Source organism: Spongiibacter marinus (assembly GCF_016906995.1).
Taxonomy (GTDB): domain Bacteria; phylum Pseudomonadota; class Gammaproteobacteria; order Pseudomonadales; family Spongiibacteraceae; genus Spongiibacter; species Spongiibacter marinus.
Genome location: NZ_JAFBBD010000001.1, coordinates 406613 through 426426, shown reverse-complemented (window position 1 = coordinate 426426; position 19814 = coordinate 406613). Strand labels below are relative to the sequence as shown.

Annotated in this window: 15 protein-coding genes; 4 read left to right on the top strand and 11 right to left on the bottom strand. The window is 54.0% G+C overall.

Annotated features, from left to right (window positions below; translation table 11 throughout):
• Positions 1-236: 236 nt before the first annotated feature.
• The 8 genes from HNR64_RS02020 to rpmH form a co-directional block, all read right to left on the bottom strand.
• Positions 237-2099 carry an ATP-binding protein gene (locus tag HNR64_RS02020; protein WP_204994927.1) on the bottom strand — a complete coding sequence of 621 codons (1863 nt, stop codon included), beginning with the start codon at positions 2097-2099 and terminating at the stop codon, positions 237-239.
• Positions 2100-2984, bottom strand: coding sequence for a type 1 periplasmic-binding domain-containing protein (locus HNR64_RS02015; protein WP_204994926.1), 885 nt, complete (start codon positions 2982-2984; stop codon positions 2100-2102).
• Positions 2985-3019: 35 nt separating this feature from the next.
• Positions 3020-4987 carry a TonB-dependent receptor plug domain-containing protein gene (locus tag HNR64_RS02010; protein WP_204994925.1) on the bottom strand — a complete coding sequence of 656 codons (1968 nt, stop codon included), beginning with the start codon at positions 4985-4987 and terminating at the stop codon, positions 3020-3022.
• Positions 4988-5099: 112 nt separating this feature from the next.
• Positions 5100-6455: a tRNA uridine-5-carboxymethylaminomethyl(34) synthesis GTPase MnmE gene (gene mnmE / locus HNR64_RS02005; protein ID WP_204994924.1), complete on the bottom strand. Its 1356-nt coding sequence runs from the start codon at positions 6453-6455 to the stop codon at positions 5100-5102.
• 3 nt (positions 6456-6458) lie between these two features.
• Complete coding sequence (yidC, locus tag HNR64_RS02000; RefSeq protein WP_239547424.1) at positions 6459-8147, bottom strand: membrane protein insertase YidC; 1689 nt, start codon at positions 8145-8147, stop codon at positions 6459-6461.
• Complete coding sequence (gene yidD / locus HNR64_RS01995; RefSeq protein ID WP_204994923.1) at positions 8144-8404, bottom strand: membrane protein insertion efficiency factor YidD; 261 nt, start codon at positions 8402-8404, stop codon at positions 8144-8146. Before yidD ends, yidC begins: the two co-directional genes overlap by 4 nt.
• A gap of 3 nt (positions 8405-8407) precedes the next feature.
• The gene (gene rnpA / locus HNR64_RS01990; protein WP_204994922.1) at positions 8408-8785 is read right to left on the bottom strand and encodes a ribonuclease P protein component; all 378 of its coding nucleotides are present in this window, start codon (positions 8783-8785) and stop codon (positions 8408-8410) included.
• A 31-nt stretch (positions 8786-8816) separates the two neighbouring features.
• Complete coding sequence (rpmH, locus tag HNR64_RS01985) at positions 8817-8951, bottom strand: 50S ribosomal protein L34 (protein ID WP_084497939.1); 135 nt, start codon at positions 8949-8951, stop codon at positions 8817-8819.
• A 505-nt stretch (positions 8952-9456) separates the two neighbouring features.
• Between rpmH and dnaA the strand changes: the two genes are divergently transcribed.
• The 4 genes from dnaA (at position 9457) to gyrB (ending at position 15884) form a co-directional block, all read left to right on the top strand.
• The gene (dnaA, locus tag HNR64_RS01980) at positions 9457-10929 is read left to right on the top strand and encodes a chromosomal replication initiator protein DnaA (RefSeq protein ID WP_204994921.1); all 1473 of its coding nucleotides are present in this window, start codon (positions 9457-9459) and stop codon (positions 10927-10929) included.
• Positions 10930-11021: 92 nt separating this feature from the next.
• On the top strand, positions 11022-12134 hold the full coding sequence (gene dnaN, locus HNR64_RS01975) for a DNA polymerase III subunit beta (RefSeq protein WP_204994920.1): 1113 nt from the start codon (positions 11022-11024) through the stop codon (positions 12132-12134).
• A gap of 107 nt (positions 12135-12241) precedes the next feature.
• On the top strand, positions 12242-13381 hold the full coding sequence (gene recF / locus HNR64_RS01970) for a DNA replication/repair protein RecF (RefSeq protein WP_204994919.1): 1140 nt from the start codon (positions 12242-12244) through the stop codon (positions 13379-13381).
• A gap of 82 nt (positions 13382-13463) precedes the next feature.
• On the top strand, positions 13464-15884 hold the full coding sequence (gyrB, locus tag HNR64_RS01965; protein WP_204994918.1) for a DNA topoisomerase (ATP-hydrolyzing) subunit B: 2421 nt from the start codon (positions 13464-13466) through the stop codon (positions 15882-15884).
• Between the two features lie 65 nt (positions 15885-15949).
• Here the strand turns inward: gyrB and HNR64_RS01960 are convergent, their stop codons facing one another.
• Genes HNR64_RS01960 through glyQ form a run of 3 tightly spaced genes read right to left on the bottom strand, consistent with a single transcriptional unit; the run spans position 15950 to position 19737 of the window.
• Entirely contained in the window at positions 15950-16675 is a 726-nt protein-coding gene (locus HNR64_RS01960) for a lysophospholipid acyltransferase family protein (RefSeq protein ID WP_204994917.1), read from the bottom strand.
• 27 nt (positions 16676-16702) lie between these two features.
• On the bottom strand, positions 16703-18787 hold the full coding sequence (gene glyS, locus HNR64_RS01955) for a glycine--tRNA ligase subunit beta (protein WP_204994916.1): 2085 nt from the start codon (positions 18785-18787) through the stop codon (positions 16703-16705).
• Positions 18787-19737 (bottom strand): glycine--tRNA ligase subunit alpha, encoded by a 951-nt coding sequence (gene glyQ / locus HNR64_RS01950; RefSeq protein WP_036255786.1) that lies wholly within the window; start codon positions 19735-19737, stop codon positions 18787-18789. Before glyQ ends, glyS begins: the two co-directional genes overlap by 1 nt.
• Positions 19738-19814: the final 77 nt, after the last annotated feature.

The following is a 19814-nucleotide window of genomic DNA, read 5'->3' as shown; positions in this document are numbered from 1 at the left end:
TTTCTGTGAGTAAGTTGTCTAAGTCATTGTATTTAAATGTTTTTATTTATTTATAACTACCGTTTTTATCCACAGATATCCTGTCATCTTGGTGTGAGCGGTTTGGGGATGAAATGTGGATAAATCGGCGCGCGTTGGAGGCTTGTGAGTAAGTGCCGCCTTATCGACGGGTTTTTCACAGGCTCAGACGCGGCTATCCCGATCTTATCCTTGGGATAAATAGTAGAAAAAAGGGCTTAGGGCAGCTGTTCAGCAATGCTATTGCGCAATTGCTCTAGCGATACCGGTTTGGAGAGGAAGGCGTTCATACCTGCATTTAAGCAGCGACGTTGGGTTTCTGGATCAGTGTTAGCCGTTAGGGCGATCACAGGGATGTGTTGGTGCAAGCGCCTGCGGAGCTGCAGCGTTGCTTCAAAACCGTCCATTATCGGCATTTGCAGATCCATTAAGATCACATCGGCGTGGTGTTGCTCCAGTTGACTAATCGCTTCGGCGCCATTGTTAGCCGTAATGACGTCTGCCCCCCAACCTTCGAGACTGCGAGCGACCAACAGCTGATTGACGGGGTTGTCTTCAACCACCATTGCGGTGAGCCCAGAGAAACACTGTTCGTCATCCACCGTGTTTTCCTGCGCTTGTGCAGCGAGCTTGCGGTAGTGCGTACGCCACACCACGGTGAAACAGGAACCCTCACCGGGCTGGCTGCTCAGCTGGATGTCGGCCTTCATCAGCTCGCTCAGTCGCTTGACGATGGCCAGACCCAGCCCTGAGCCACCATAGCGGCGAACCGTAGAGTTATCGGCCTGGTGGAAGCTCTCAAATATGTGGGCTTGTTGTTCTGGGGTAATGCCGATGCCGGTGTCGCTAACGCGCAGTGTTAATTGCAGGGTTTCTGCATCGACAGGCTGTTGCTCCAGACTGACATCGACCTTGCCCTGATGGGTGAATTTGACCGCATTGGCCGCGAGGTTGATAACGATCTGTCGCAGTCGGGTTTCATCGCCACGTATTTCGATACGGCGCAGAACGGGGTCGATCTGAGTATTGAAAACGATGCCTTTACTTTGCGCATCCAGCTGCATGGGTTGAAGGATTTCACCCAGCAGAGACTGGGGTGTGAAGAAGCGCTCTTCGAGCTCCATATCGCCTTTTTCGATGCGCGAGTAGTCGAGGATATCGTTAACGATGTGGAGTAAATGCTCGCTGGAGCTTTTGGCAATATCCAGGTAGTGGCGTTGGGATTCATTCAGTTCGCTCTTGGCCAACAGCTGCAGCATGCCCAGTGCGCCATTCATGGGCGTTCTGAGTTCGTGGGTCATGGTGGCCAGGAACAAGCTCTTGGCCATGCTGGCCTCTTCTGCTTTGCCTTTGGCGAGTTTTAGCTCTTCGACATAGTCGCTGAGTTCGCGCTGCTGGGCTTCGATGGCGTCGGCCATGTCGTTGATGTGGCGCTGCAGTTCGCCGAGTTCACCACGCTCTAAGTGTTGGATACGGCTGCCGTGCTTGCCGCTGGCGATCTCTTGCGTGACGTGCTGGATTTCGCTGAGCGGTTGCGACAAACGGCGGCTGACGCGAAGGGCAAAGGCGGCGCCAAGAAGAATTGCCAGCAATGCAATACTGATGGACACGGCGATTATGCTGCTCTGCAATGCGTTGAGCCCGGCATTGGAGATATCCAGCTCCAGTCGTCCGAGAATATTGTTGATGGGCGGCAGCTGTTCACCGGTGATGGCGTCAGTTAGCGCGATGCTGCGCTGTTCCAGCAGGATACTTATGGTGTTACCAGGCCCGTTAGCGGTGTTTCGGCTGACGCTAATGGGTTTGCTATCGCCAAAGCGATACACGCGTAAGGCGATGATATCGCCCTGCAGCGCCGACTTGAGAATGTCATTGAGTTGTTGGTCGTTACCGCTAATCAGCGGTAGCTCAATCAAGGCCGCGACGTTTTCCGCAATGCGTTCACCCAGATCGATCTGATAGCGTTGAGCATCGCTGAGTCGTGCGGCAAGTGAGTAGGAAAACAGGGCAATAAACAACACCAGCATCGGAGCCAGGCTGGCAATTAAAATTTGTTGAAAGAGGCTTCTTCGCGCGCGCATTTACTGCCCCCTCAAGGTGTTGAGTAGGCTTTGCTCATCGTCGATAACCAGGCCCAGAGAATCAGCGACGTTGCGGTTGATGGTAATACTGTAGCGCTGTGGATAGCGCGCCATGGGCAGACGGCCGTGATCGCGGTAATGGTTGATCATTGCCTTTGCTTCAGCGGCGTAGTCGCTGGGCTTTGATACGACAGACGCCAGCGCTCCCGCGCTGACAAAACCGGCGTTGGGGCCAATAAGAAAGTTCTGGTGGCGGTAGGTTGCCAGCAGTACGCCGCGGATGGTGGCGGCGTTGTAGAGATTTTGCTCGGGTGTTGCCAGCAGCACATCGCTGCGCTGGATTAAGCGGTTTAGCTTGCGCTGCGAGGCGGATCCGTCGGCCGGTATTTGTTCGCTATTAAATTGGTACTGAGGATATTGGTCGGTGAGCTGGTGGAGTTGTTGATGGTAACTGGGGCTTTCCCAGGCCATGGCAATGCGCGCCGGTTTGCCCTTGAGTATTGCGTCGATCAACTTTATTTGTCGTGCGATAGGTTGGTCTGAGTAAACGGCGCTGGCATTCTCAGCGCGATAGGGGCTAAAGCGCACACTGTTTGCATACAGCGCCAGTTTGGCCGGGTAGTGAGCGCTGTTGATCATTGGCAGCAGGCCGTCGGAGACAAGCAACAGCACATCTCCGGCCTGCGTTGGGTCTGGGAGTTCGTTGATGTAGACCTGTAATTGGTAGTCGCTCGGGCTGGCAATTTCACTGGCAAGTTGCCGCAGGGAAACGTTATCCACAGGGAGCACTAGGTCGACCTTTAAAGAGGGTTTATCACTACCATACGCCGCCACTGCCAGGAGCAGTAAGAGCGCGTATTGAAGTCCTTTAAGCAGTTTTTTCAAGGATTCCTTCCTCGATGGTTGCCAGGTCACAGGCCTTAGTAGCGCAGGCTCAGTGTGAATAGCTGTCGCAGTTCTTCACGGTAAAAGTTATCCGATAACAGTTCGCTGTTATCGTCATGCTGATATCGTGCCACGTAGGCTAACTGCACTTCGGTGCCGCGCAGATTCAGGGTGTGAGCCAGCCGTAAATCTGATCGTGAAAAGGTATTTTTCCCCCGGCGACGCGTGTTTTGACTGTAGTAGCGGCTGAGTGAAAGTTGAGTATTACTTAAAAATTTATAACTGAGCAGCGCGCTGAAATTATTGCTGGGGGTGAAACTCTCTTCATTTTGGGTTGTGGTGTCGGAGTTGATGTAGGCGTAGCTGGCGTGGAAAAGCCAGTTGGGCGATGGGCGATAATCCAGCTCGGTTTCTATGCCCTGTTGGCGCAGGCGGTTGCTGTTCTCTGGGGAGAATTTATCCAGTGCGGTTGAGTCTGATACAAGGTTGCTTAGGTGGTCGCGGAACAGTTTTATATCCCACTGTAAGCCGATGTGTTGAAAGTTGGCGTAGTAGCCAATTTCGCGAGAGGAAATTTTCTCCGCGCGCAAATCTGGGTTCCCCGTAGCTTTAACAACGTACTCGCCGGTGGTTTGGCCATTGTGAGTGGGGGTGATGTTTTTAGCGCGATAGGTCCAATCGGCCGTGGTTTCCAATAAGTCGGGGCTGCGCACTGCTTCGGAGTAGACGGCGCGAAAACTGTGGTGATTGTTCAGGTGGTAGTGCAGTGAAACCCTGGGCGAGAGATGGTCTTTGTTGTCGTTGCTGTCCCGTTCCCACGAGGCACCAACATTGCCGGTAACATGGTCGCTGATTCGGTATTCGGCATTGGCAAACAGCTGGATGCTGTCGCTGCGGCGGCTGCCATCGTAGTACGTCTCGGAGCTAACTCGGTTGTGCTTGATGTGAATGCCAGCCACTGTCTTTAAGTCTGGTGACCACACCATGGTGTCCTGAAACTCAATGTCTTGGCGAGTTTGCCGGCTGTTTTCGTTGGCATCAACGCGCACCAGTGGTGAGGGATGGGTGGGCTGACCGATAAACGCCGGCGGCAGTACCGCCTGCCATTCTTTTTGCTGCTTTTGACCGGAGTAGTCAATGCGCAAGTGTTGATGGTGGTCTTTGCTTAAGTCCCAACTCATTTTGGCGGAAACAAAATGGTTGCGGTGACGGGTATCGGGTGAGGTGACATCGATATCGGCGAAGTCATCGGTCACCCACCCCTGTTTGTAGCCCATCGCCAAGCTGATATTGGCCTGGTCGAGGGCCTTTTCATAGCGCAGGTTGAGTGTGTCGCTATTATCGCTGTCGCGGCGGTCTTCACCGTCGCGGTTGACTTCAAAACCATCATCGCGACGGCTTTGTAGGCTCAATCGGTACTTACCGCCCTCGAAGCTACCGGCGTGGCTGAGCAGGTAGTCCTCGACCTGATTATCACCTTTGCGGGCTTGTAGGTAGAGTTTGTCGGCATCGTCGGGGTGACGGGTAATAATATTGATGACGCCCAAAAACGCATTGGCGCCGTAACTTGCCGTGGAGGGGCCCCGGACGACTTCGATACGTTCGATGTCTTCAATTGCCAGGGGAATATCGTTCCAGTTTACCGTTGCCAGGCCTGCTTGGTAGATGCTGCGTCCATCTACCAGCACCTGCATGCGCCGCGAGTCGCGATAATTTGTGCCGTGGTAGCTGACCACGTGGTTCCAGCCGTCGCGTGCGCCGACTGATGTGCCGGGTATCAGCCGGAATAATTCGGGGATACGGCGTATTCCCGATGCGATGATCATTTGACGGTCGATCACACTGACACTGGCGGGAACCTCGCTGCGGCTTTGTTTCAGGCGGGCAGGTGTAAGCACAACGGGCAGTGCCTCGTTATCCCACAACTGGGCATGGCTGGGTAGGGTGGCGGCGCTGCTAGCGACCAGTAGTAATAATAGAAAGTGGCGGGTAGCGTCAGCCATAGAGACGTCCTTGTGGCGGAAAATTTTAACGGTAGTAACTTACGATAAGTGTAGCTGGGGTCTCACATCTATGTCGCAAATTGTACTGCGCATGAAGTGATAATAGGGATAGCTATTTTCCGATACAAAAACTGGAAAAGATGCGGCCTAACAGATCGTCGGATGTGAAGGCACCGGTGATTTCTGACAGGCTTTGCTGGGCGAGGCGGAGCTCTTCGGCGAGCAGTTCGCCGGCATTATAGTGGTGGAGCTGGTGTTCGCCTTGCAGGAGATGCTCGCGGGCAGTATTCAGTGCTTCAATATGCCGCCGCCGGGCAATGAACGGGCTGTCGCCGTCTTCAAAACCAACGCAGCGTTTGAGGTGGTTGCGCAGCAGGTCGATGCCCTGCTCTGCCTTGGCACTGAGGTAGAGCGTGGGCAGCTCGCCTTGCGTGTCCTCGCGCACCGTTTCGCCACTCAAATCACATTTATTGAATATCAGGCTGAGTTTGCCGGCATTGGCGTGCTCGGCGAAGGTATCGGGTATATCGGCGTGGCGCTGTTGGTGGCTATCGACGATCAGTAGGACGCGGTCCGCTTTGTCGATTTCCTGCCAGGCTCGACGAATGCCCTCTTGTTCCACCGGGTCATCGCTGTCGCGCAGACCGGCGGTATCAATAATGTGCAGCGGCATGCCGTCAATCAGAATGTTTTCGCGTAGTATGTCCCGCGTGGTGCCGGCAATGTCAGTAACGATGGCAGACTCTCGCCCGGCCAGGGCGTTCAGCAAGCTGGATTTACCCGCATTGGGTTTCCCGGCAATAACAACGGTCATACCGTCGCGAAGCAAACTGCCTTGCTGGGCGGCGTTGCTGACATGCTGAAGCTGCTGTTTGATGGCGCTCAAGTCGTCGGCGACGCGGCTGTCGCTGATGAAGTCGATTTCTTCTTCCGGAAAGTCTATCGCCGCTTCGACATAGATCCGCAATACGGTGACCGCTTCGACCAGTTGGTCTATCTCGCGACTAAAGGCGCCGTCTAGTGAACGCATCGCCTGGCGAGCGGCCTGCTCTGAGGCGCTATCGATCAAGTCGGCGATGGCTTCAGCTTGGGCGAGATCGATTTTGTTGTTCAGAAACGCGCGCTCGGAGAACTCGCCAGGCCGCGCCATGCGAGCACCGGCACGCAGGCAGGCCTTGAGCAGGCGGTCCATAATTACCGGGCCGCCGTGACCCTGCAGTTCCAGAACATCTTCGCCGGTAAAGGAGTTGGGGCCGGGGAAAAACAACGCCAGCCCCTGGTCGATAACATCCGTTCCGTTGTCGATAATCTCGCGAAAATGGGCGAAGTGGGCACGCCGAGGTTGCGGGCTGCGATCCATCAGCGCAGCGGCAATGGCCAGGCTTTTACTGCCCGAAATGCGGATGATACCAACGCCGCCTTTGCCGGGCGGCGTGGCAATGGCGGCGATGGTGTCTTGCTGGCTCATCGCTTAACGAGACGGCAAGCCAGCTTTTTCGATGCGCTTGGTAATAATGTACTGCTGAATAATCGACAGGGTGTTGTTGACCACCCAGTACAGTACCAAGCCCGCGGGGAAGAACAGGAAGAAGAAGGTGAAGACGATGGGCATCCACTGCATGATTTTCGCCTGCATAGGATCTGCCGGTGGCGGGTTCAGCTTCTGCTGAATGAACATCGACGCACCCATAATCAGCGGCAAGACAAAATAAGGGTCCATTGCTGACAGGTCATTAATCCACAACATAAAGGGTGCGTGGCGCAGCTCAACACTTTCCATCAGCACCCAGTAGAGGGCGATGAATACTGGCATTTGCACCAGCATGGGCAGGCAGCCGCCGACGGGGTTAATTTTTTCTTTCTTGTACAGCTCCATCATCGCCTGGGACTGCTTTTGACGGTCGTCGGCGTAGCGCTCGCGCAGCTCCATCAGTTTAGGCTGCACCTTGCGCATATTTGCCATGGAGGTGAAGGCCTTGGCATTGAGCTGGAAGAAGGCGGCTTTTACCAACACGGTAACGCCGATAATCGCCCAACCCCAGTTGCCGAAGACGCTGTAGAGTTTGGTCAGCAGCCAGAACAAGGGTTGCGCTATCCACCACAGCCAGCCGTAATCGACGGTGAGTTCCAGACCAGGAGAGATTTCCTCTAAACGGTATTGGTCTTTAGGACCGATATAAATCGCCGCGCTCAAGGTGCCCTGCTCACCGGCAGCAACCGTTTGCGACGGCGAGGTGAAGCGAACAATATTTAAGCCCTGGCGTGTAACAACGGTTTTAAAACTGTTGTTGGCAGATTGGTCGGGCACCCAGGCGCTAAGGAAGTAGTGTTGGATTATGGCGACCCAGCCACCTTCCATTTGCTCGTTGAGTGGCTTTTCTTTCAGCTTGTGGAAGGCCAGTTTGTTGTAGGGATCTTCGCTGCTGGAATAGGCGACACCCATAAAGGGTTTCATGGCGAACAAGCCGTCGTCGCTGACACCGGGGTCGACACTGTTGTCGCGCTTCAGCTGGCCAAACAGTGAGGCACTAAAGGCTTCACTAGAGCGGTTTTCAACAAGGTAGTCGAGTTTTACCAGATAATCGCCACGCTGCAGGGTGTAGCGTTTGGTGATAAGAATGTCGTCGCTGTATTGATAGCGCAGATTCGCGGAAACACTGTCCTGACCTTCTTCCAAGGAGAAGCTCTCAAGGCTGGCGCTAAACATGGGTCGGCCCTGCGCCGTGTCGGTGGCGTTTTTACCGATTAAGCCGCTCTGGGCCACATAGCTGCGACGCTGGTTGTTTTCCAGCAGTACGAAGGCTTCTTCTTCCTCGATGCTGTCGCGGTGCTCCAAGGTTGCGGCATAGACAATGTCGCCGCCCTGTAGGTCGATTTTCAGGTCCAGAACATCGTTACGAATATGGATGTAGCGGCTGTCTACGCCCTTATCGGCGAAGTCTTCAACGCTGTTGTCGACATTGTCGGCGGTGGGTAAATCGTCACTGCCAGCGTCGTTGGTGGGTAGAGAAACGTCGACGTTGGCCGGTTGCTCAGCCAGTGCAGCGGCCGCGGCCAGCGGAGCAGTGTTGCCGCCATCAAAGTTTTTCCATTCAACCAGCAGCATAAATGAGAGCGCGGCGATGGCGGCGATAAGTAGGTAGCGCTGAATATCGATCATTGCTTAATAGCCTTGATTGAGTTGTTTTCGTTTTGGCAGTGATGGCAGAGTGGAACGGGGTCGTAGCCGCCGGGATTTAACGGGTGGCAGCGACCGATGCGGCGCAGGGCAAGCCAGCTGCCACGCAGGGCACCGTGCTCGCGGATCGCGTCGATAGCGTAATGGGAACAGCTGGGATAGAAACGGCAATGTGGTGCCATCAGCGGACTGATGCACAGGCGGTAAAACTTGATGCAGGCAATAAGTAGGCGCTGCAAGGTTTAACCCTCTTGCTTGCGCAGTTGCTTCTCGGCGCGCTTTTCTAACTGTCGCCACAACTGTTTGCAGGTTCTATGCAAAGTGGGATTGTCGAGGTTGTCGACGCCCTTTCGAGCCAGCACGATAACATCGATACCCGGCAATCGCGACTGCTGCATTCTGAAACTCTCTCGAACGATGCGTTTCAGGCGATTTCGCTGTGCGGCTAAGCGTACGTTCTTCTTGGCAACAACAAGGCCAAGCCGGGGATGGTCAAGGCCGTTGGCATTCGCTAGAAATAATAATTCGGCGGTAGAGACCTTCAGACGAGATTGGTCGAATACAGCCTGGTAGTCGCCGGCATTGAGTAGACGCAGTGATTTATCAAAGCCGAATTCCACTGCAATACCGGTACTTTAATCTAGCGCTTAATTATGCAGACAGAACAGCACGGCCTTTAGCGCGACGACGGTTCAATACTTTGCGGCCGTTCTTGGTTGCCATGCGAGCACGGAAACCGTGAGTGCGGGCGCGTTTCAGGTTGCTTGGTTGAAAAGTTCTTTTCATGATCTTGTCCGTTCACAGTGTCGTTATACGACGAGTTCTTTGTCTCCTGCCAGAATAAGTGGCTGGAGCACGAAAAATCGGATCGCGAATTTTAGTGGACAGCACCGCTAATAGCAATGCCTGTAAGGGGTTTATTTGCCAAGCCTCTCACTGGCTTCGTTATCGGAATTTCCGGCTGGTTGAGGGTCTTCGCTAGATGATTTCGATGATAACACCCTATTGACAAGTTATTCACATCTTGATCCCGAGCTTATCCACATGTTGTTCTGTTTTATCCATAGAGTCTTATTGTTTATTGTTATATATCATTGAAACTTAGGTATTTTTTAACGATTCGCGATTGTTGATAAAGTCGCGTAGGTGTGGATAAGTTTGGGTTGAAGGCGTAGAATGTCCGGCCTGTTTATAGGTTTAGCTGGGTTTTACCTCGTTTACGCGGCGCCTTTGTTGTGGTTACAAGGTCGGTGTTCGCTGGGCGGGTATTTTTGGTTTTGGGAGTGTTATTTTGTCTGACGCCATATGGCAGCGGTGCTTAGCGGTTCTTCAAGAGGAGTTGCCCGCGCAGCAGTTCAATACCTGGATTCGGCCGCTGCGTTTAGAGGCTGGAGAAGGTTGGTTGCGCCTGCTGGCGCCTAATCGCTTTGTTAAAGATTGGGTCAACGATCGATTTTTTGCTCGGATTGAAGAGCTGGTTGCAGAGTTCGCCGGCGGCCAAGGCTTCAATGTTGAGCTGGCCATTGCCGATCGCCAGCAATCGGCAATGGCGCGCCAACGCCCTACTCCTCCTGCCAGTTATGGTGAGGACCTGAGTCAAAGCCCTGCTGCCACAGAAAGTGCACCCGCGGGGGATGAGGGCGTTGCCCCGGTACCTGCTCCGGCAATTATCCAGTCCTCCACTGCGGCAGCACCCACTACCACCCCTCAGCGGCAAGTGGAAGTTGAAGGCGGTATTCGCCATCAAAGCTCTTTGATGGAGGGCTATACCTTCGAAACGTTTGTAGAGGGTAAGTCCAACCAGCTTGCCCGCGCGGCAGCAAGCCAGGTCGCTGAGAACCCGGGGCGCGCGTATAACCCGCTATTTTTATATGGTGGGGTTGGCTTGGGTAAAACGCACCTTATGCACGCGGTGGGTAACTCCCTGGTGCAACAAAACCCCAATGCTCGCGTGGTATATCTTCACTCTGAGCGCTTTGTTGCCGATATGGTTAAAGCCTTGCAGCTCAATGCGATCAATGAATTTAAGCGCTATTACCGCTCGGTGGATGCGCTGTTAATTGACGATATTCAGTTTTTCTCAGGAAAAGAGCGTTCCCAGGAGGAGTTCTTCCACACCTTTAACGCCTTGCTGGAAGGCGGTCAGCAGATGATCCTTACCTGTGACCGCTACCCCAAAGAAATTAAGGGGCTGGAAGAACGGTTGAAGTCGCGTTTTGGTTGGGGGCTTACCGTTGCGGTAGAGCCGCCAGAGTTGGAAACGCGGGTAGCTATTTTGCTGAAAAAGGCAGAGCAAGAGAATATCCCCCTGCCCTCTGATGCGGCGTTTTTTATTGCTCAGCGTGTTCGCTCGAATGTCCGCGAGCTTGAGGGTGTGTTGAAGCGGGTTATCGCGAGTTCACGGTTTATGGCCAAGCCCATCGATATTCCGCTTATTAAAGAATCGCTAAAAGACTTGCTGGCGCTGCAGGATAAGCAGGTGAGTTTGGATAATATCCAGCGCACCGTCGCAGAGTATTACAAGATTAAAATCGCCGATTTAATGTCCAAGCGTCGCAGTCGTTCGGTGGCGCGTCCGCGGCAGTTAGCAATGGCGCTTTCCAAAGAGTTAACCAACCACAGTTTGCCCGAAATCGGCGAGGGTTTTGGTGGTCGGGACCATACGACCGTGTTGCATGCCTGCCGTAAAATAAAAGAATTGCGCGACGCTGATGCCGATATCAGGGAAGACTATAAGAATTTGATAAGACTTCTGACAACCTAATGTTTTTAGGTCAGTTTTTATAATAAAGTGTAGTTTGTTATGGCCTGGGAAAGCGGCCCTGCGACCAGCAAAAACCAACGGGAAGACAACGAATGAAATTTTCTATTTCTAGGGACGCTTTGATCAAGCCCCTGAACCTTGTTGCCGGTGTTGTAGAACGCCGCCAAACGCTGCCTATTTTGGCGAATGTTCAGTTAGTGCTGGATGGTCAGCAACTTTCGCTGACGGGTACGGATCTCGAGGTGGAGTTGATCGGTCGTGTGGATTTGGCGGAAGAGGGCCAGGCAAGCGAACCGGGAGAAATCACGGTACCCGCCAAGAAGTTGGTGGATATTTGTAAGGCCCTGCCCGAGGGCTCGGTGATCGATGTCAGCCAGGACGAGCAGAGGCTCATTATTAAATCGGGACGCAGCCGCTTCCAGCTGTCCACCCTTCCCGCCAGTGATTTTCCCAGTGTTGAGCAGGGTCACGGCGGTCAGCGTTTCAGCCTGAAGCAAGGTGATTTAAAGCGCTTGATCGATCGCACCAGCTTTGCCATGGCGCAGCAGGATGTTCGCTACTATCTGAACGGGATGCTGTTTGAGGTGAACCCAGGTTTGTTGCGAGTGGTTGCGACAGATGGTCACCGGTTGGCGATGGCCAGCTTCAATGGCGACATCAATGTGTCTAACAGCGCTCAGGTGATCCTGCCACGTAAAGGGGTTATCGAGCTGGGTCGTCTGCTTATTAATGAAAACGATGATGCGGAGCTTTTCGTGGGTAGCAACCACATCCGCGTGGTCACCCGTGATTTCACATTCACGTCTAAGTTGATAGACGGAAAATTCCCCGACTACGAGCGTGTACTGCCTCGTGGCAGCACCAAGACGGTATTAGGTAGCCGCGCCGAGCTTAAGCAAGCCTTCGCACGTACTGCAATTTTGTCTAACGAAAAATACCGCGGCATTCGCCTGTTACTCAGCAGTGGCAACTTGCAGATAGTGGCTAACAACCCCGAGCAAGAAGAAGCGGAAGAAATCGTAGCGGTGGATTACGAGGGCGATAGCTTGGAAATTGGTTTTAACGTGAGCTATTTGCTGGATGTGATGTCGGCAATCAATGGCGAGACCGTGAAGTTCTCGCTGTCGGACGCCAACAGCTCAGCCTTGGTTGAAGAGTCTGAGAGCAGCGATAGCCAATACGTTGTTATGCCAATGCGCTTGTAAGCTGTCGGCAATTACGGATGTTTGCGATTTTGATAGCGGCCGCCAGCGATGGTGGCCGTTTTTGTATTCTTCCCCTTCCCTCCTGTTTGCGGAGTTTGTGACGCCCGATGCGGTTAAGTGAATTACATATCTCCAATTTTCGTAATTTGCGGCGCTGTGTGTTGAGTGATCTCTCTACCTTTAATTTCATCCATGGTGTGAATGGTAGTGGTAAGACTTCGGTGCTTGAGGCGATACATATGCTTTCCCTCACGCGGTCATTTCGTTCACGAAAAATTAATAGCGTGGTGAATTTTGACTCCCCTTCTTTATTGGTAAGGGGAGAGTTGGTTGACGGTGCCTTTGACGATAGTCGGATGCTTGGCATCCAGCGCGGGCGGGATAAGTCGCTGCTGGTCAAGTATGCGGGCGAACGACTCCGGTCCTTCTCGGAGTTAGCGGGCTTGCTTCCCGTGCAGTTGATCAATCCCGATAGCTTTCAATTGTTTGAAGGTTCGCCAACTGTGCGCCGGCAGTTTCTCGATTGGTCAGTGTTCCACGTGAAACATCTTGGTTTTTACGAGGAGTGGTCAAGGTATAGAAAAGCGGTAAAGCAGCGAAATACACTGCTCAGACGTGGTAAACTATCGGATGCAATACTCTCCCCCTGGGAGGAGGAAATTGCGCTGACAGGGGCGAAAATCACGGCTATGCGCCGCGCTCAGTTTGCGGAGCTAGAGGAAGCGTTTGTAGGTCTGCTTAACGAGCTTCAGGGTGGGTCTGGGCAGGACGCAAGCCACCTTCTGGATGCCTCGCGTTTTACTATGCGCTTTATCAGTGGCTGGGATGACGACGAGGGTCGTTTAGGCGCAGAGGATTTGCGTAGGCTCTTAAATGAATCCAGAGAGCAAGATCTGCGGCAAGGGTTTACGCGAGTAGGTCCGCACCGCGCCGATATTCGCTTTAGTTACGGTGGTACTAATGCGGCCGAGGTATTGTCGCGCGGGCAGATTAAAACGCTGGTATGTGCGCTGAAATTAGCACAATGCGGGTTGATGCGACGGCAAAACCTAGATGTGCTGTTGTTAGTCGATGACTTGCCCGCAGAGTTGGATAGAGAGCGCCGCGCTGCCCTGTTTGGTGTGATCGCGAGCATGGATATGCAGGTTTTCGCGACATCCATAGAAGCATCAGATCTTGATGACGCTTGGCTGGGTGACGCAAAAGAGATAAGAAGGTTTCACGTGGAACATTTTACCAACGCCTGATTCCAGCCAATGGCGTGTGGGCGACAGGTAAATAAAAAGGACTTGCTGCTGGGCAAGGCTCTTGTGTGTAGAGGTTCAAAGAATGACAGAAGAAAACAAAAATTACGATTCCTCCAGTATCAAGGTGCTAAAAGGCCTCGACGCCGTGCGTAAGCGTCCCGGCATGTACATCGGCGACACCGATGATGGTTCAGGCCTTCACCATATGGTGTTCGAAATCGTCGATAACTCGATTGATGAGGCTCTGGCAGGCCACTGCAGCAAGATACAAATTATTATTCACCCCGATGAGTCCGTTACCGTCTGTGACGATGGGCGCGGTATTCCCACCGAGATCCATGATGAGGGTGTATCGGCGGCTGAAGTTATCATGACCGTCCTGCACGCGGGCGGGAAATTTGACGACAATACTTACAAGGTTTCTGGTGGTCTCCACGGTGTTGGTGTATCCGTGGTAAATGCCCTCTCTGAAGAGTTGCGCCTCACCATTCGTCGGGGCGGTAAAGTTCACGAGCAAGTCTATCGCCACGGTGTGCCCGACGCGCCTCTGGCGATTATTGGTGATACTGAACGCAGCGGAACGGAAGTCCGTTTTAAGCCCAGTAAAGAAACCTTCAGCAATATTGAGTTCCACTTCGATTATCTAGCGAAGCGTATTCGTGAACTGGCATTCCTGAACTCCGGTATCAACATCGAGCTGATCGATGAGCGCAGTGGTGAAAAAGAAGTTTTCTGTTACGAAGGTGGTCTTAGCGCCTTTGTTGAGTATCTCAACAACAATAAAAGCGCTGTTAACGATGTTTTCCACTTCACTACCGAAGCAGATGGCATAGGTGTTGAGGTCGCCCTTCAGTGGAATGACGGCTTCCAGGAAAATATATTCTGTTACACCAACAATATTCCTCAGCGCGACGGCGGCACCCATTTGGCGGGTTTTCGGGCCGGTCTGACGCGCAACCTGAATAGCTACATTGAAAGTGAAGGCCTGGCGAAGAAGGCTAAGGTTTCCACTACAGGCGATGATGCGAGAGAGGGTCTAACCGCCGTTATTTCAGTTAAAGTCCCCGACCCCAAATTCTCCTCGCAGACCAAAGACAAGCTGGTTTCCAGCGAAGTGAAAACGGTTGTCGAGCAAGCAATGACGGCCAAGTTTGGTGACTTCCTACTGGAGAGCCCCAACGAAGCTAAGCAGATCGTCCAGAAAATGCTGGATGCGGCCCGTGCCCGTGAAGCTGCTCGTAAAGCCAGAGAAATGACCCGCCGCAAAGGCGCTCTGGATATTGCAGGCCTGCCAGGCAAGCTTGCAGACTGCCAGGAAAAAGACCCCGGTCTTTCTGAATTGTACTTGGTGGAGGGTGACTCGGCGGGTGGATCGGCTAAGCAGGGCCGCGACCGTCGCACTCAGGCTATTCTGCCCCTCAAAGGTAAAATATTGAATGTTGAGAAGGCGCGCTTCGATAAGATGCTCTCCTCTGCTGAAGTCGGCACCATTGTCACGGCCCTTGGCTGCGGCATTGGCAAAGAGGAATTCAACTTAGAAAAGCTGCGTTATCACCACATCATCATCATGACCGACGCCGACGTAGACGGCTCGCACATTCGTACCCTTCTGCTTACCTTCTTTTTCCGTCAAATGCCGGAGCTGATTGAAAACGGTTATGTCTATATTGCCCAACCGCCCCTGTATAAAATTGGGCGCGGAAAGCAGCATCAGTATTTGAAAGATGAGGCTGCACTGGCCAGCTACTTAACCCAGAACGCGCTAGATGGTGCAGCGTTATACGTAAACCCGGACGCGGCCCCTATCACTGGTGCAGGCCTGGAAAAGTTGGTGACCAACTTCAGGAAAGTTGAAGATATCACCCAGCGGCTATCGCGTATTTATCCTGCGCGATTATTGCGTGAAGTTGTCCACCTACCCACCGTTAAGGCCGATCAACTCGGCGACCGGGCTGTGATGGATAAATGGTGCACCGCGCTGGCAGAGGTCACCGTAGAGCTAGAAGCCCGCGATCCGCAACACCGCTACGATGTGCGAGTAGTGGAAGACAATGAGCTGAATATCTTTGTCCCTGAGGTGGAAATAACCTCCCACGGAGTAAGTACCCACTATCGATTTGGGCGCGATTTCTTCAAGTCTTCAGATTATCAAAGCATTGCAGAACTCGGTGAAAGCCTGCAGGGGCTGCTCGAAGACGGCGCCTATATCAAACGCGGAGAGCGCACCCAAGAGGTGGAAAGCTTCGACGAGGTGATGAACTGGCTAATGGCCCAGGCAGAGCGCGGCATCAACGTGCAGCGCTATAAAGGGCTGGGTGAAATGAACCCAGATCAGCTGTGGGAAACCACCATGGATCCAGATGCACGACGTATGCTGCGGGTCACGATTGAAGACGCGATTGCCGCCGACCAGATCTTTACCTGCTTGATGGGCGATCAAGTCGAGCCTCGCCGCGATTTCATCGAAAGCAATGCCCTGAAAGTGGCTAACTTGGATGTCTGATCCCAGGCACTAAAAAAGCCCGCGAGTCGCATCGATTCGCGGGCTTTTTTTTGTGTTGATTCTGGCTAAGGCATTTTATCGCAGTGTTGCTCGATCCATTCTGCGGCCTGTTCGGCCAGGGCCTTTGGGTCACCGTCGCGAGTGTCAATCAGCTCCCCTATCCACAGCGTGACGGTGCCTGGCCGAATAAGCAGGCTCTTGGGTGGCCACAGCCTTCCGGCGTTGTGAGCGATGGGTAAAATGGGTACGCCGGCTTTGACGGCAATGCCTGCCCCTCCCCTGGCGTATTTACCGCGCACGCCGTGGGGGACACGGGTTCCCTCTGGGAAGATAAGCAGGTTGCAGTTATTCGCTAGGTGTCGGGTGCCCTGCTCCATGGTTTGGCGCATGGCCGCCCGGGGGTTGCTGCGATCGATGCCGATCGCATTCATCATGCGCAGCGCCCAGCCGAAGAACGGCACGGACAGCAGCTCCTTTTTAACCACGGTGGTAACGGGAAAAAGAAACCACTGCAAATAAAAGGTTTCCCACTGGCTTTGGTGTTTTGCCAGGGCGACATAGGGCTGCTGCGCAGGCAATTCGCCGACGACGCGCGTGCGTACGCCACAAAATAGTCGCAGACTGAAAATGATCAGCGCATTGCCGATGACAAAGTAGCGGCCGCGAACATGGAAGGGTAGGAACCACGTGAACACGATACCTGTAACGCTAAAAAACAGCGTAATCAGCGCATAGCTTACAAAAAACAGCCCCGAGCGCAGTCCGAGCCACACTTTGTACGGTAACGTCATCCCTGCTCCCTTCGCATCGCTTGCCCGCTATTTTTTAGCAGGCACCAGCAGTGATATATCGGCCACTTCCAAGAACAAGGCTTGTAGCTGTTTGAGTAAGCTGAGACGGTTATTCTTGAGAGCCGGGTCGTCGGCGTTCACCATGACATCGTCAAAGAAGCGATCTACAGGGCCCTGCAAGACCGCCAGTGACTTCAAGCCTGCGGTATAGTCGCCGGATTCAAATAGCGCCAGGGCTTCTGACGAGCACGCCCCCAAGGCTGAGTGCAGCGCTTGCTCGGCGTCTTCTTGCAATAAGCTCGCATCGACTGTCGGCGCTACATCCCCTTCCGCTTTGGCGAGAATATTCGATACCCGCTTGTTGGCGGCGGCCAATGCACTGGCTTCCTTCAACTGGGTAAAGGCTTGAACAGCGTTAACGCGGCGATGAAAGTCGAGGGCATGAGTGATGCCTTTGGCATTGACGGCGAGGAAGATTTCGCTGGCCACGCCTTTGTCGTCATACCAGGCGCGCAGTCGCTCGAACATGTAGCCGAGGATGCTCTCTACCAGCTCGTCGCTGCCCTTCACCGCGCTGTGTTGAGCAATGGCCTTAACGACCAGCGGGCGCAGATCCAGGTCCAAGGCTTTTTCGATCAGAATGCGCATGACCGCCAGTGACGCGCGGCGCAGGGCAAAGGGGTCTTTCGACCCGGTGGGCAGTTGGCCGATGCCGAAAATACCGCTTATGGTGTCCAGGCGGTCTGCCAGGGCGACGACCGTGCCGACATCACCAGCCGGTAATTCATCGCCGGCAAAGCGAGGCAGATACTGCTCCTGCATGGCCTGGGCAACCGCGGCGGGCTCGCCATCATTCTTGGCGTAGTAGGTACCGGCAATGCCCTGCATATCGTCGAATTCCAGCACCATCTCTGACACCAGATCGCTTTTGCTAAGCTCGGCGGCACGGCGCGCCTGCGCGGCGTCGACATTCAATTGCGAGGCAATAAGCGCCGAGAGTTCGGCAACGCGTTCGGTTTTATCGAAAATGCTGCCAAGCTTTTCCTGGAAAACGACTTTCTTCAGCCGCTCGCGGCGCTCTGCCAATGTCGTTTTACAGTCGGTTTCGAAAAAGAAAGCGGCGTCGCTCAGGCGCGGGCGAATAACCCGCTCATTGCCATCGATGACTTTTTCCGGCTCGCGACTTTCGATGTTGGACACCGTGATAAAGTGAGGGAGCAACTCCCCCTTGGCGTCTACCACGTGAAAATACTTCTGGTGTTCCTTCATCGAGGACACCAAGGCCTCGGCGGGAACCTGCAAGAAACGCTGCTCAAAATTACCCGCTAAGGCCACCGGCCATTCAACCAGTGCGGTGACTTCGTCCAGCAGTGCCGGGTCGATCACCGCTTCACCGCCGAGGCGCTGCCCCTGTGCGGTGACTTGTTGGCGAATTAACTCACGGCGACGGCTAAAGTCGGCGATAACACGGCCTTCTTCTTCAAGCTGGCGCGCGTAATCTGCGGGCTTGCCCAGTTGCAGCTCGCCTTCGCTGTGAAAGCGGTGGCCGCGGGTTTTGTTGGAAGCGGTGATACCGAGGATGTCGAATTCAAGCACTTCGTCGCCGAAGATTAAAACTACCCAGTGTATGGGGCGAACGAACTGTTCACGCTTTGCACCCCAGCGCATACGCTTGGGTATCGGTAACGAAGCTAACGCCTCTTCAACTATATGATCAATCATGCTTTTCGTAAACCCGCCCGAGGCAATCGTTCGGAAGCACAACTTGTCTTGCTTGCCGTCATTGGCGATGTAATTACTCAGCTCATCCAGTGCCAAACCATTGCTCTTTGCAAAGGCCTCGGCGGCTTTGGTGGCCTGGCCGTCCTTAAAGGCGACTTTGACAGGTGGCCCCCACTTTTCTATGTCTTTGCTGGGCGCCTGTTCGTCGAGTTGACTAACGACCACAGCAAGGCGACGTGGCGAGGCGAAGCCTTCTACGCCGTCGAAGCTCAGTTCCTCAGCGGCCAATTGCTGGGTAATGCTGTTGGTGAAGGCCTCGGACAGGCTGCTGAGAGCCTTCGGGGGGAGTTCTTCTGTGCCGATCTCTATCAGCAGATCACGCTTGCTCATCAGGCTGTTCCTTTGTCTGCGCGAAATTGTTCGCGCCATACGGCTTTTCGCTCGTCGCTGGCTAGCGGGTAGTCAAGTTGGTTTCGCGCTTCGTCGTAGGCATGGGCCACTGCGCGGGCCAGGCCACGAACACGCAAGATAAAGCGCTGGCGCTCGGTGACCGAAATGGCGTGGCGAGCGTCGAGCAAGTTAAAGGCGTGTGAGGCCTTCATGACCATCTCATAGGCGGGAAGAGGCAGGCCTTTCTCTACCAGGCGCTGGCTTTCTGCCTCGTAGTGGTCGAAATTGCTGAACAGTTGTTCGACGTCGGCCTCTTCAAAGTTAAAGGTCGACATCTCCACCTCATTTTGGTGGAACACATCGCCGTAGGTCACTTTGCCTTCGGGCCCGTCGGTCCACACAAGGTCATAGATGCTGTCCACGCCCTGCAGGTACATGGCGATACGTTCCAGACCGTAGGTGATCTCGCCGGTAACCGGGAAACACTCAATACCGCCCACTTGCTGGAAGTAGGTAAACTGGGTGACTTCCATGCCATTCAGCCACACCTCCCAGCCGAGTCCCCAGGCGCCCAGTGTCGGCGACTCCCAGTTGTCCTCAACAAAGCGTATGTCGTGAACCGTTGGATCGATACCCAGCATGCGCAGGGAGTCGAGATAGAGCTCTTGAATATTATCGGGCGAAGGCTTCATGACTACCTGAAACTGGTAGTAGTGCTGAAGGCGGTTAGGGTTCTCGCCATAGCGGCCGTCGGTGGGGCGTCGGCATGGCTGCACATAGGCGGCATTCCAGCTCTCGGGGCCGATGGCCCGCAAGAATGTGGCTGGGTGAAAGGTGCCTGCACCGACTTCCATATCGAGGGGCTGCAAAACAACGCAGCCCTGCTTGGCCCAAAACTGTTGCAGGCTCAGGATGAGTCCCTGGAAGCTGCTTACATCTGCCTGGTTCACTGTGATCCCCGTCTACCGCTGTGCGTGGAATAAAAGAAGCGAGGATTATACAGCGTTGCGTGGCTCGCGGCGACGCG

Excerpts from the sequence above, each read along its gene's own strand:
- HNR64_RS02020 (WP_204994927.1), bottom strand. The coding sequence starts at position 2,099 with ATGCGCGCGCGAAGAAGCCTCTTTCAACAAATTTTAATTGCCAGCCTG.
- HNR64_RS02010 (WP_204994925.1), bottom strand. The coding sequence starts at position 4,987 with ATGGCTGACGCTACCCGCCACTTTCTATTATTACTACTGGTCGCTAGC.
- mnmE (WP_204994924.1), bottom strand. The coding sequence starts at position 6,455 with ATGAGCCAGCAAGACACCATCGCCGCCATTGCCACGCCGCCCGGCAAA.
- yidC (WP_239547424.1), bottom strand. The coding sequence starts at position 8,147 with ATGATCGATATTCAGCGCTACCTACTTATCGCCGCCATCGCCGCGCTC.
- rpmH (WP_084497939.1), bottom strand. The coding sequence starts at position 8,951 with ATGAAAAGAACTTTTCAACCAAGCAACCTGAAACGCGCCCGCACTCAC.
- dnaN (WP_204994920.1), top strand. The coding sequence starts at position 11,022 with ATGAAATTTTCTATTTCTAGGGACGCTTTGATCAAGCCCCTGAACCTT.
- recF (WP_204994919.1), top strand. The coding sequence starts at position 12,242 with ATGCGGTTAAGTGAATTACATATCTCCAATTTTCGTAATTTGCGGCGC.
- gyrB (WP_204994918.1), top strand. The coding sequence starts at position 13,464 with ATGACAGAAGAAAACAAAAATTACGATTCCTCCAGTATCAAGGTGCTA.
- HNR64_RS01960 (WP_204994917.1), bottom strand. The coding sequence starts at position 16,675 with ATGACGTTACCGTACAAAGTGTGGCTCGGACTGCGCTCGGGGCTGTTT.
- glyS (WP_204994916.1), bottom strand. The coding sequence starts at position 18,787 with ATGAGCAAGCGTGATCTGCTGATAGAGATCGGCACAGAAGAACTCCCC.